9 protein-coding genes and 3 pseudogenes are annotated in these 12,009 nt (G+C 59.8%); 8 read left to right on the top strand and 4 right to left on the bottom strand.

Going from position 1 to position 12,009, the window contains the following annotated elements:
- Positions 1-126: 126 nt before the first annotated feature.
- Complete coding sequence (rpsB, locus tag NDJ82_RS16075) at positions 127-864, bottom strand: 30S ribosomal protein S2 (protein WP_003189158.1); 738 nt, start codon at positions 862-864, stop codon at positions 127-129.
- 387 nt (positions 865-1,251) lie between these two features.
- Between rpsB and map the strand changes: the two genes are divergently transcribed.
- The 4 genes and pseudogenes from map to NDJ82_RS27450 all read left to right on the top strand — a co-directional run.
- Positions 1,252-2,034 (top strand): type I methionyl aminopeptidase, encoded by a 783-nt coding sequence (gene map / locus NDJ82_RS16070; protein ID WP_099583359.1) that lies wholly within the window; start codon positions 1,252-1,254, stop codon positions 2,032-2,034.
- A 63-nt stretch (positions 2,035-2,097) separates the two neighbouring features.
- Positions 2,098-4,800, top strand: a complete 2,703-nt coding sequence (locus NDJ82_RS16065) for a [protein-PII] uridylyltransferase (RefSeq protein ID WP_112193860.1) — start codon at positions 2,098-2,100, stop codon at positions 4,798-4,800.
- Between the two features lie 38 nt (positions 4,801-4,838).
- Positions 4,839-6,038, top strand: a complete 1,200-nt coding sequence (dapC, locus tag NDJ82_RS16060; protein WP_250925851.1) for a succinyldiaminopimelate transaminase — start codon at positions 4,839-4,841, stop codon at positions 6,036-6,038.
- Positions 6,039-6,171: 133 nt separating this feature from the next.
- Positions 6,172-6,756 (top strand): annotated as a pseudogene (locus tag NDJ82_RS27450) (M12 family metallopeptidase); the annotation flags it as partial.
- Between the two features lie 301 nt (positions 6,757-7,057).
- Here the strand turns inward: NDJ82_RS27450 and NDJ82_RS16050 are convergent.
- Together NDJ82_RS16050 and NDJ82_RS16045 are read right to left on the bottom strand one after the other, a co-directional pair.
- Positions 7,058-7,420, bottom strand: a pseudogene (locus NDJ82_RS16050) (LysR substrate-binding domain-containing protein); the annotation flags it as partial.
- Between the two features lies 1 nt (position 7,421).
- Positions 7,422-7,541, bottom strand: a pseudogene (locus tag NDJ82_RS16045) (aldo/keto reductase); the annotation flags it as partial.
- Between the two features lie 398 nt (positions 7,542-7,939).
- On the opposite strand from NDJ82_RS16045, the gene NDJ82_RS16040 reads away from it, so the two are divergent.
- The 4 genes from NDJ82_RS16040 (at position 7,940) to NDJ82_RS16025 (ending at position 11,049) form a co-directional block, all read left to right on the top strand.
- The gene (locus tag NDJ82_RS16040) at positions 7,940-8,302 is read left to right on the top strand and encodes an ArsC family reductase (protein ID WP_112193855.1); all 363 of its coding nucleotides are present in this window, start codon (positions 7,940-7,942) and stop codon (positions 8,300-8,302) included.
- Positions 8,303-8,334: 32 nt separating this feature from the next.
- A complete protein-coding gene (dapD, locus tag NDJ82_RS16035; RefSeq protein ID WP_099583365.1) occupies positions 8,335-9,369 on the top strand; it encodes a 2,3,4,5-tetrahydropyridine-2,6-dicarboxylate N-succinyltransferase in 1,035 nt (344 codons plus the stop codon).
- 64 nt (positions 9,370-9,433) lie between these two features.
- Entirely contained in the window at positions 9,434-10,639 is a 1,206-nt protein-coding gene (locus NDJ82_RS16030; protein ID WP_250925850.1) for an aminotransferase class V-fold PLP-dependent enzyme, read from the top strand.
- Complete coding sequence (locus tag NDJ82_RS16025; protein WP_250925849.1) at positions 10,636-11,049, top strand: SufE family protein; 414 nt, start codon at positions 10,636-10,638, stop codon at positions 11,047-11,049. The genes NDJ82_RS16030 and NDJ82_RS16025 overlap by 4 nt, the downstream gene beginning before the upstream one ends.
- A 55-nt stretch (positions 11,050-11,104) precedes the next feature.
- Here NDJ82_RS16025 and tcdA read toward each other — a convergent pair whose 3' ends face one another.
- A complete protein-coding gene (gene tcdA, locus NDJ82_RS16020; protein WP_099583368.1) occupies positions 11,105-11,920 on the bottom strand; it encodes a tRNA cyclic N6-threonylcarbamoyladenosine(37) synthase TcdA in 816 nt (271 codons plus the stop codon).
- Between the last annotated feature and the right edge of the window lie 89 nt (positions 11,921-12,009).

Below are 12,009 nucleotides of genomic sequence, written 5' to 3'. Positions count from 1 at the left end.
GAACCACCCTTGTAGGCCGCTGCACGTTACAGATGATGTAGCTGCGCCGCTCACAAATGGTTTTCGAGGTGGCAAAAAGGGGGCCAAGCCCCCTTTTTGCTTACTGAGTCAACGCCAGGGCGTCAATTACTCAGCTGCGGCTACCGGAGCTTCTTCAACGAACTGCTCGGTACCACCAGCAACGTGGTTACGACCACGGATTACAGCGTCAGCCATCGAACCCATGTACAGCTGGATAGCGCGGATTGCGTCATCGTTGCCTGGGATGATGTAGTCAACGCCTTCCGGGCTGCTGTTGGTATCGACTACGCCGATAACAGGGATGCCCAGCTTGTTGGCTTCGGTGATCGCGATGCGCTCGTGATCAACGTCGATAACGAACAGTGCGTCAGGCAGACCGCCCATGTCCTTGATACCACCCAGGGAACGATCGAGCTTTTCCAGGTCACGGGAGCGCATCAGCGCTTCTTTCTTGGTCAGCTTGGCGAAAGTACCGTCTTCGGCTTGCACTTCAAGGTCACGCAGACGCTTGATGGAAGCACGGATGGTTTTGAAGTTGGTCAGCATGCCGCCCAACCAGCGGTGATCGACGTACGGCGAACCGCAACGTGCTGCTTCTTCAGCAACGATCTTGCCAGCGGAACGCTTGGTGCCGACGAACAGAATCTTGTTTTTGCCCTGGGCCAGGCGCTCTACGAAAGTCAGAGCTTCGTTGAACATTGGCAGGGTTTTTTCAAGGTTGATGATGTGGATCTTGTTACGCGCGCCGAAAATGTATTTACCCATTTTCGGGTTCCAGTAACGGGTCTGGTGACCGAAGTGCACACCGGCCTTCAGCATATCGCGCATGTTGACTTGGGACATGATAGTTCCTTAATAAGTCGGGTTTGGCCTCCACGTATCCCAATGACCAACCAGCGGCATCAAGGCCTCCGGCACCCAGGTCATCGTGTCGACACGTGTGTGGATTTAAGCTCTTCGGGGCATCCCCGGAAAGCGGCGCATTTTATACCACACGAAGGGCGAAAACGGAACCCGCAATCACATTTGGCGTGCGCGAGTGATGCGCAACCCTTTGAATAGAGCGGATATAGCCCCACCTCATAGATAGAAGCGATCGTCAGGGGCTCATGATTTGCCGCCCGCGTCTGTTAGAATCGCGTTTTTTGGGGCTTGTGCGAATTCTGTAACCTTTTGTCGCGCGCCCGTAAACCGTATTGATTTCAGCGCGCCGCGCTAGAGAGAGCCTGTATGACTGTTAGTTTGAAAACCGCCGAAGACATCGCCGGCATGCGCATTGCCGGTAAATTGGCTGCCGACGTACTGGAAATGATTGCCGAACACGTCAAGCCAGGCGTCACCACCGACACCCTGAACCAGATCTGCCATGACTATATCGTCAATGTGCAGGGCGCCATTCCTGCGCCGCTGAACTACAAGGGCTTCCCCAAGTCGATCTGCACCTCGATCAACCACGTGGTCTGCCACGGCATCCCGTGCGACAAACCCCTGAAAGACGGCGACACCCTTAACATCGACGTCACCGTGATCAAGGACCGCTACTTCGGCGACACCAGCCGCATGTTCCACGTCGGCAACGTGCCGGTCTGGGCCGAGCGCCTGTCCCAGGTCACCCAGGAATGCATGTACAAGGCCATCGAAATCGTCAAGCCCGGCTGCCGCCTGGGCGATATCGGTGAAGTGATCCAGAAACACGCTGAAAAGAACGGTTTCTCGGTGGTACGTGATTTCTGTGGCCACGGCATCGGCACCGTATTCCATGAAGAACCGCAGATCCTGCACTACGGCCGCGCCGGCACCGGCATGGAGCTCAAGGCAGGCATGACCTTTACCATCGAGCCGATGATCAACCAGGGCAAGGCCGACACCAAGGTGCTGGGCGACGGCTGGACCGCCATCACCAAGGACCGCAAGCTCTCGGCCCAGTGGGAACACACCCTGCTGGTCACCGAAACCGGCTACGAGATCTTCACCCTGCGCGCCGACGACACGATCCCTCGCATTTCGGCTTGAAGGTTGCCCAGGTTTTCCCACAGCGTGTTGTGACTGACTATAGATAGAAAGGAAAGCCGATCGATGCCCCAGGTGGATCCCGAACTCTTCGACCGTGGCCAGTTCCAGGCCGAACTGGCCCTGAAGGCAAGCCCCATCGCCGCTTTCAAGAAAGCGATCCGCCAGGCCCGCGAGGTGCTCGATGAGCGCTTTCGCAGCGGCCGGGACATCCGCCGACTGATCGAGGACCGCGCCTGGTTCGTCGACAACATCCTGCAAAAGGCCTGGGAACAGTTCAACTGGAGTGAAGACGCCGATATCGCCCTGGTGGCCGTCGGCGGCTATGGCCGTGGCGAACTGCACCCCTACTCCGACATCGACCTGCTGATCCTGCTGGACAGCGCCGACCATGAGACCTTTCGCGATTCCATCGAGCGTTTTCTGACGCTGCTGTGGGACATCGGCCTTGAAGTCGGCCAGAGTGTGCGCTCGGTGGACGAATGCGCCGAAGAGGCCCGCGCCGACCTCACCGTAATCACCAACCTGATGGAAAGCCGCACTATCGCGGGCCCCGAGCGCCTGCGCCAGCGCATGCTGGAAGTCACCAGCACCGCGCATATGTGGCCGAGCAAGGAGTTCTTCCTGGCCAAGCGCGCCGAGCAGAAGACCCGGCACCACAAGTACAACGACACTGAATACAACCTGGAACCCAACGTCAAAGGCTCGCCGGGCGGGCTGCGCGACATCCAGACGATTTTGTGGGTAGCCCGTCGCCAGTACGGCACCCTGAACCTGCGCGCCCTGGCTGGCGAAGGCTTTCTGGTAGAAAGCGAAAACGCCCTGTTGGCCTCATCCCAGGAATTCATCTGGAAAGTGCGCTACGCCCTGCACATGCTCGCCGGCCGTTCCGAAGACCGCCTGCTGTTCGACCATCAACGCTCCATCGCCACCCTGCTGGGCTTTGAAGGCGAAGACGCCAAGACCAGCATTGAAAGCTTCATGCAGCAGTACTACCGGGTGGTCATGAGCATTGCCCAGCTCAGCGACCTGATCATCCAGCACTTCGAAGAAGTGATCCTCGCCCCCGAAGACGAAGCACCGCCGCAGCCAATCAATTCGCGCTTCCAACTGCACGACGGCTATATCGAGGCACGCAACGACAACGTGTTCCGCCGCACCCCGTTCGCCATGCTGGAAATCTTCGTATTGATGGCCCAGCAGCCGGAAATCAAAGGTGTGCGCGCCGACACCATCCGCCTGCTACGGGAAAACCGTCACCTGATCGACGATGATTTCCGCAATGACATCCGCAACACCAGCCTGTTTATCGAGCTGTTCAAGTGCAAGATCGGTATCCATCGCAATCTGCGTCGCATGAACCGCTACGGCATTCTCGGGCGCTATCTGCCGGAGTTCGGTTTTATCGTCGGGCAGATGCAGCACGACCTGTTCCACATCTATACGGTGGATGCGCACACCCTGAACCTGATCAAGCACCTGCGTAAGCTGCAATACACCCAGGTGTCGGAGAAATTCCCGCTGGCCAGTAAGCTCATGGCCAAGCTGCCCAAGCCGGAACTGATCTACCTGGCCGGCCTGTACCACGACATCGGCAAGGGCCGGCATGGCGACCACTCCGAAGTCGGCGCGGTCGACGCGGAGGCCTTCTGCCAGCGCCACCAACTGCCGCAATGGGACAGCCGCCTGATCGTCTGGTTGGTGCAGAACCATCTGGTCATGTCGACCACGGCCCAGCGCAAGGACTTGTCCGACCCGCAGGTGATCCATGACTTCGCACAGGCGGTCGGCGATGAAACCCGCCTCGACTACCTGTACGTGCTGACCGTCTCCGACATCAACGCCACCAACCCGACGCTGTGGAACTCGTGGCGCGCCAGCCTGTTGCGCCAGCTGTACACCGAGACCAAGCGTGCGCTGCGCCGTGGCCTGGAAAACCCGGTGGACCGCGAAGAGCAGATCCGCCGCACCCAAAGCGCGGCGCTGGATATCCTGGTGCGCGGCGGCAACGACCCAGACGACGTCGAGCAGCTGTGGTCGCAATTGGGTGATGATTACTTCCTGCGCCACACTGCCGGCGATGTAGCCTGGCACACTGACGCGATCCTGCAGCAGCCCGCCGATGGCGGCCCGCTGGTACTGATCAAGGAAACCACCCAGCGCGAATTCGAAGGCGGCACGCAGATTTTCATCTATGCGCCCGACCAGCACGACTTCTTCGCCGTGACCGTGGCGGCCATGGACCAGCTCAACCTGAACATCCACGATGCCCGGGTGATCACTTCCAGCAGCCAGTTCACCCTCGACACCTATATCGTGCTCGACACCGAAGGCGAGTCCATCGGCGACAACCCGGCGCGGGTGAAAAAGATCCGCGAAGGCCTCACCGAGGCCCTGCGCAACCCGGACGACTACCCGACCATCATCCAGCGCCGGGTGCCGCGCCAGCTCAAGCACTTTGCATTTGCGCCCCAGGTGACCATCTCCAACGACGCGCAGCGCCCGGTCACCGTGCTGGAACTCAGCGCGCCGGACCGCCCGGGCCTGCTGGCACGTATCGGCGGGATCTTCCTGGAGTTCGACCTGTCATTGCAGAACGCCAAGATTGCGACCCTCGGCGAGCGCGTGGAAGACGTGTTCTTTATTACCGACGCCGACAACCAGCCACTGTCCGATCCTGAGCTGTGCCTGCGATTGCAGGAAGCCATCGTGCAGCAGTTGAGCGTGACTCAGGAACCCGGCGTCGAGCTGACGCGCCTGACGATCTAAACCTCATTCCAGTTTTTAACGCCTTGCACGAGATTCCCATGAACAACGCCCTGAACCAGCTGCAACCCTACCCGTTCGAGAAACTGCGCGCACTGCTGGGCAGCGTCACGCCGAACCCGGACAAGCGCCCGATTGCGCTGTCCATCGGCGAGCCCAAGCACAAATCCCCGACCTTCGTGGCCGAGGCACTGAGCAGCAACCTCGACCAGATGGCGGTGTACCCCACCACCCTGGGCATCCCGGCGCTGCGCGAGGCCATCGGCGCCTGGTGTGAACGTCGCTTCAACGTGCCCAAGGGCTGGCTCGACCCGGCGCGCAATATCCTGCCGGTCAACGGCACCCGCGAGGCGCTGTTCGCCTTCACCCAGACCGTGGTCAACCGTGGCGACGATGCGCTGGTCGTCAGCCCGAACCCGTTCTACCAAATCTACGAAGGCGCCGCGTTCCTGGCCGGGGCCAAGCCGCATTACCTGCCATGCCTGGATGAGAACGGCTTCAACCCGGACTTCGACGCTGTGACGCCGGATATCTGGAAACGCTGCCAGATCCTGTTCCTGTGCTCCCCCGGTAACCCGACCGGCGCGCTGATCCCGGTCGAGACCCTGAAAAAACTGATCGCCCTGGCCGACGAATACGACTTCGTCATCGCCGCCGACGAGTGCTACAGCGAGCTGTACTTCGACGAACAAAACCCGCCGTCGGGCCTGCTGAGCGCCTGTGTCGAACTGGGCCGCCAGGACTTCAAGCGCTGCGTGGTGTTCCACAGCCTGTCCAAGCGCTCCAACCTGCCGGGCCTGCGCTCCGGTTTTGTGGCCGGCGATGCGGACATCCTCAAGGCCTTCCTGCTGTACCGCACCTACCATGGCTGCGCGATGCCGGTACAAACGCAACTGGCCAGCATCGCCGCCTGGCAGGACGAAGCCCACGTGCTGGCCAATCGTGACTTGTATCGCGAGAAATTCGACGCTGTGCTGGCGATTCTCAAGCCGGTGCTCGATGTGCAACACCCCGATGGTGGTTTCTACCTGTGGCCGAATGTGAATGGCGACGATGCCGCGTTCTGCCGGGATTTGTTCGTGCAAGAGCACGTGACCGTGGTGCCGGGCTCGTACCTGTCGCGGGAAGTCGATGGCTTCAACCCTGGGGCCGGCCGTGTGCGCCTGGCGCTGGTTGCGCCGTTGGCGGAGTGTGTGGAAGCGGCTGAGCGGATCCGGGATTTCATTCAGCGTCGAAAATAAACGCTATCGCCCGTGGTATCTGACAGATATCACGGGCCAAGTTAAACATTGCATACACTCCATGCTGGAACTTCCCCTGCGTTCAGGACAAATCAGTCAACAGATTCGTCACTGACTCCAACGGGAAAAAGCCATGATCTCAGCCAACGTTTTTACCCCCTGTTCCCCTCCCCCCACTGATCGCTCGAACGACCGAGTCGATCAACCCGAACGCCTTTCCAGAAGTCGACGCAACGTGGGTGAACCCGCTAAATACTGGCCGCAAAACAGCACTATCAAGATCGCGATGTACGATTACCCGATGGATGACCCCTATGTGCGGGCAGTCAAAAACGCCGCCAACGAGTGGTCAACCCATATCAACCTCACGTTCGAGTTCGTATCGGGCGACGAGGGCGACGCTAAAATTACGCAGAACATGGTAGGCGACGCGGGCGGCTCCTCACGGATAGGTAACGACGCTCAACGTGCTTTGTATGGCGCCCCAACGATGAGCCTGCCGAGAGATCATACGTTACCGTCATTCAACCAAACCGTGCTGCATGAGTTCGGGCACATGCTGGGCGCACACCACGCGCATCAACATCCCGATGCCAATGTCCAATGGGATCACGCTGTTCTTGACCTGAACTACCCACAACCCGATCAGCAAACCAACTTTCTACCGCTACCGCGCAGCGAGTCCTACGATTTTTTGCCCTACGATCCAGACTCGATCATGCATTACGCCATCGACCCCGGCTTGACCACTAGCAACGTGTACCACTCAGGAGGCTCGACACTCAGTGCGGGGGACATTGCCTGGGCGAAAAAAACCTACCCCAGACCCGATAAGGGCGAAGACGCTACTTTCTCAATCCCAGGTTCGCCTCACTCATATCAAGCTCCGCCAATGCCTCCCGCAATACATCGTCCGCGATTTCGTGATGCCGACTCAGACTGCATAACTCAAGGCGTTGCGCACGCAGGGCTTTGAGCCGAAGCTTGCGCTGCCACAATAGGCCCGCTCTGCCCATCGCTCATTGTTTATAAACTAATGCGTCAACCACAACGCCAAATGCGGATGAATGCTCACGTCGATTCGGATAGTAAAGATGGTAGCCCGCGAACGGCTGGCACCAATCTTCCAGAACCCGCACGAGACTGCCCTCCGCTAATTCGTTGGCCACCATGTCTTCTGGAAGAAACGCCAAACCACATTCCGCCACAGCCGCACGCAAAATTGGCACGCTGCTGTTGAATGTCCATTGGCCTTCTACGCGTGCCTTGAGCTCGTGACCGTTCTTCTCGAAATCCCACTGCATGAGGCTCCCATGAGTCGGGAGGCGCAGATTGATGCAGTTGTGCCCGGCAAGATCCGCCGGCTCCATGGGGATTTGCCGCCATCAATGAGATAGCTTGTTGGGTGTCCGTAGCGGGGCCGTAGCCATGGCTCAAGCCCATGCAGCCTAAACCCAAGGCGCAGACTTCAAGTGAACTGGTTCCGAGCGCGCGCTTGTGCATTTCGATCTCCCGACATTTAACGTTGGCAGAACAGTAAGCGCGCTGGCGAATATGGACTAGACGGGTAAATCGGCAAGGGCTCATGAGGCACACTCATAAACCCCAGCTCGATACTTTGATAGGCGTGATAGCTGTCCGAATGCCGTGATCCTGGTGCAGGCCGGAAAATGAATAAGAACGGTGCAGGCGGTTTGCCCAACGCGGTTTTCCCGGACAATCGACTTGCAACGACACACATCAGGCAACAACTGGCCACTGAAGTGCCATATTAACCGGCTATGTTACGCGCTGGCTTTTGCACAAAAGTCGCACAGCGCAGGACGACCGGCACCCAAACCCGCTGGTCGTGGCATAATCCCGGACCTTTCGTTTTGAGCATCCTAAAAGGGGGCAATTCCTTGACCGCTTCAAGCAAAACGTTGCACCTTTTCGGCATCAAAGCCTGCGACACCATGAAAAAGGCGCGCACCTGGCTCGATGAGCACGCTGTGAACTATGAGTTCCACGACTACAAAACGGCCGGTATCGACCGCGAACACTTGACCCAATGGTGCGACGAGCACGGTTGGCAGGTGGTTTTGAACCGTGCGGGCACCACCTTTCGCAAACTCGAAGACGAACGCAAAGCCGATCTCGATCAGTCGAAAGCCATTGAATTGATGCTCGCGCAACCTTCGATGATCAAGCGCCCGGTGCTTGATCTCGGTGACAGAACCCTGATTGGCTTCAAGCCAGATAGTTATTCGGCGGCCCTCAAGTAGGCCAGCCCTTCCATTTTTGTAGAGGTAACAGCATGTCCCATTCCCTGTTCAGCCTGGGCTTCGGCGTTGGCACTCAGAACCGCCAAGGTGCTTGGCTGGAAGTGTTTTACGCACAACCGCTGCTTAATCCATCGGCTGAAATCGTCGCGGCCATCGCGCCGATCCTCGGTTACACCGAAGGTAACCAGGCGATCACCTTCACTGTGACCCAGGCGCTGCAACTGGCCGACGCGCTCAAGGGCGTCGACGCCACCCAAGCCGCTCTGCTGAGCCGCCTGGCGGAAAGCCACACGCCGCTGGTCGCCACCCTGCTGGCCGAAGACGCCGCACTGACCTCCACGCCTGAGGCCTACCTCAAACTGCACTTGCTGTCCCACCGCCTGGTCAAGCCCCACGGCCTGAGCCTGGCTGGCGTGTTCCCGCAGCTGCCGAACGTGGCCTGGACCAGCCAGGGCGCGATCGACATCGGCGAACTGGCCGAACGCCAACTGGAAGCACGCCTGCGTGGCGAGCTGCTGGAAGTGTTCTCGGTGGACAAATTCCCGAAAATGACCGACTACGTGGTTCCGGCCGGCGTGCGTATCGCTGACGCGGCACGTATCCGCCTGGGCGCCTACGTGGGCGAAGGCACCACGGTGATGCACGAAGGTTTCGTCAACTTCAACGCCGGCACTGAAGGCCCGGGCATGATCGAAGGCCGCGTGTCGGCAGGCGTGTTCGTCGGCAAGGGCTCGGACCTGGGCGGCGGCTGCTCCACCATGGGCACCCTGTCGGGCGGCGGCAATATTGTGATCAAGGTTGGCGAAGGCTGCCTGATCGGCGCCAACGCCGGTATCGGTATCCCGTTGGGCGACCGCAACACCGTGGAATCGGGCTTGTATGTGACTGCCGGGACCAAGGTTGCGCTGCTGGATGAGCAGAACCAATTGGTCAAAGTGGTCAAGGCACGTGAATTGGCCGGTCAACCGGACCTGCTGTTCCGCCGCAATTCCGAGACGGGTGCCGTGGAGTGCAAAACCCACAAATCGGCCATCGAACTGAACGAAGCGCTGCACGCTCACAACTAAGCAGCCACTCGATGCCACTAGCGGGCCCCGATCCTGGGGCTCGCTTATACGAGTCTTGACCACCATGCTTGTGCCCTCCCCCTGGCGCGCCGATTTTCCGGCCATTGCCACCCTGCAACGGCAAGACCAGACCTATCTGGACAACGCCGCTACGACGCAAAAACCCCAAGCCTTATTGGATGCCATCAGCCATTACTACGCCAACGGCGCAGCCAATGTGCACCGTGCCCAGCATTTACCGGGCGCCCACGCGACCCAGGCCTTCGAGGACAGTCGCAGCAAAGTTGCGCAATGGTTGAATGCAGGTGACACCGGGCAAATCGTGTTTACCCACGGCGCTACCTCTGCGCTGAACCTCCTGGCCTACGGCCTTGAGCACTTATTCAATGCGGGCGATGAGATTGTCATCAGCGCCCTGGAACACCACGCCAACCTGCTGCCCTGGCAGCAACTGGCCAAACGTCGAGCGCTCACGCTGGTGGTATTGCCACTCAGTGATGACGGCGTGATCGACCTGCACGCCGCCGCCGAGTTGATCGGCCCACGCACGCGCCTGCTGGCAGTGAGCCAGTTGTCCAACGTGCTTGGCGCCTGGCAACCGCTGCAAGCCTTGCTGGCTTTGGCGCAGCCCCACGGCGCCCTGACCGTGGTCGACGGCGCCCAAGGCATCGTCCACGGTCGCCATGACGTGCAAGCGCTGGGATGCGACTTTTATGTTTTCTCCAGCCACAAACTTTACGGCCCGGACGGCGTCGGCGTGCTCTATGGCCGCAACGAAGCCCTGCATCACCTGCGCCACTGGCAGTTCGGCGGGGAGATGGTGCAGCAGGCGGACTACCACAGCGCGAGCTTTCGCCCCGCGCCGCTGGGCTTCGAGGCGGGTACTCCGCCGATTGCCAGCGTGATCGGCCTGGGCGCCAGCCTGGATTACCTGAGTTCCCTGGACCCGCAAGCGGTCATCGCCCATGAAGCGGCCTTGCATGACTACCTGTTGCACGGCCTGAAGGCGCGCAACGGCGTGCGGGTGCTGGGCTCGCCGCAGGTGGCGCTGGTCAGCTTTGTGGTCGAGGGCGTGCACAACGCCGACCTCGCGCACCTGCTGACCGAGCAAGGCATTGCGGTACGCGCCGGCCATCATTGCGCTATGCCGTTGCTCAAGGCGATGCAACTGTCAGGAGCGATCCGCGTTTCCCTGGCGCTGTACAACGATTCCGACGATCTTGAGCGCTTTTTTGAAGCGCTGGATCAGGCACTGGACATGTTGCGATGAGTTTGCCCGTGGATGCGATTGCCGCCTTGGAAGCCTTCCAGGCCGTAGGAAGTTGGGAACAACGCGCGCGGATGCTGATGCAGTGGGGCGAGCGGCTGCCGGCTTTAGCGGATGATGAGAAGGTCGACGCCAACCTGGTCCTGGGCTGTGAAAGCCTGGTGTGGTTGGTGGGCTGCTTGCAGGACGATCAGTGGCAGTTTTCCGCCAGCAGTGATGCGCGAATGATCCGGGGGCTGGTGGCGTTGCTGCTGGCGCGGGTCAATGGGTTGTCGGCTGCTGAGTTGCAGGCAGTTGATCTGCCGGAGTGGTTCAATCAACTTGGGCTTTCGCGCCAACTCTCCCCGTCACGCAGCAACGGTTTGAATGCAGTTCTGCAGCGGATGCGCGAACTCAGCCGAACACAAAGCTGAATGTGGGAGGGGGCAAGCACCCTCCCACATTTTTAACTGTGTAAAGTCCTGAGATTCAGGCGGGCTTGACCCGCTCCGAAGGCCGACGCACCCCAGCCACAATCTTGTCCACCGCCTTGGTCGCCGCCACCATACCGAACGTGGCCGTGACCATCATCACCGCGCCAAACCCACCGGCGCAGTCCAGCTTCACCCCATCACCCACAAAACTTTTCTGCAAACAGATGCTGCCGTCCGGCTTGGGATAGCGCAGCTGCTCGGAAGAAAACACGCACGGTACGCTGTAATGGCGGGTCACGGTGCGGGAAAAATTGTAGTCACGACGCAGGGTGGAGCGCACTTTCGACGCCAATGGATCATTGAAGGTGCGGTTCAGGTCGCACACCTGGATCAGCGTCGGGTCAATCTGCCCACCAGCGCCACCGGTGGTGATGATCTGGATCTTGCGACGCTTGCACCAGGCAATCAGCGCGGCCTTGGCGTTGACGGCGTCGATGCAGTCGATCACGCAATCAATATTCGGCGTGATGTATTCGGCCATGGTGTCGCGGGTCACGAAGTCCGCCACCGCGTGCACGGTGCAGTCCGGGTTGATGCCGCGCAGGCGCTCGGCCATTACCTCGACTTTGGGCTTGCCCACGGTGCTGTCCAGGGCGTGCAACTGGCGGTTGCTGTTGCTGACGCAGACATCGTCCAGGTCAAACAGCGAAATCTCGCCTACCCCACAACGGGCCATGGCTTCCGCCGCCCAGGAGCCCACGCCGCCGACGCCGACGATCGCCACATGGGCCGCTTTCAAGCGTTCCAGGCCTTCAATGCCATACAAGCGGGCGACGCCTGCAAACCGCGGATCTTCTGTACTCATGACCATTACCCCAAAAACCGGCGCGCATTATAGAGCTACGCAGCGACAAGTTCGAAGCTTCAAGCTACAAGTAAAGAACTTAGATGGCCTTTTGC

This window comes from Pseudomonas sp. SR18 (assembly GCF_023701505.1).
Classification (GTDB): domain Bacteria; phylum Pseudomonadota; class Gammaproteobacteria; order Pseudomonadales; family Pseudomonadaceae; genus Aquipseudomonas; species Aquipseudomonas cyclaminis.
This window is presented reverse-complemented; position numbering and strand designations above follow the sequence as displayed.

Bases quoted from the DNA above. Each gene is read 5' to 3' on its own strand.
- NDJ82_RS16065 (WP_112193860.1), top strand. From the start codon at position 2,098: ATGCCCCAGGTGGATCCCGAACTCTTCGACCGTGGCCAGTTCCAGGCC.
- rpsB (WP_003189158.1), bottom strand. From the start codon at position 864: ATGTCCCAAGTCAACATGCGCGATATGCTGAAGGCCGGTGTGCACTTC.
- map (WP_099583359.1), top strand. From the start codon at position 1,252: ATGACTGTTAGTTTGAAAACCGCCGAAGACATCGCCGGCATGCGCATT.
- NDJ82_RS16030 (WP_250925850.1), top strand. From the start codon at position 9,434: ATGCTTGTGCCCTCCCCCTGGCGCGCCGATTTTCCGGCCATTGCCACC.
- NDJ82_RS16025 (WP_250925849.1), top strand. From the start codon at position 10,636: ATGAGTTTGCCCGTGGATGCGATTGCCGCCTTGGAAGCCTTCCAGGCC.
- tcdA (WP_099583368.1), bottom strand. From the start codon at position 11,920: ATGGTCATGAGTACAGAAGATCCGCGGTTTGCAGGCGTCGCCCGCTTG.
- dapD (WP_099583365.1), top strand. From the start codon at position 8,335: ATGTCCCATTCCCTGTTCAGCCTGGGCTTCGGCGTTGGCACTCAGAAC.
- dapC (WP_250925851.1), top strand. From the start codon at position 4,839: ATGAACAACGCCCTGAACCAGCTGCAACCCTACCCGTTCGAGAAACTG.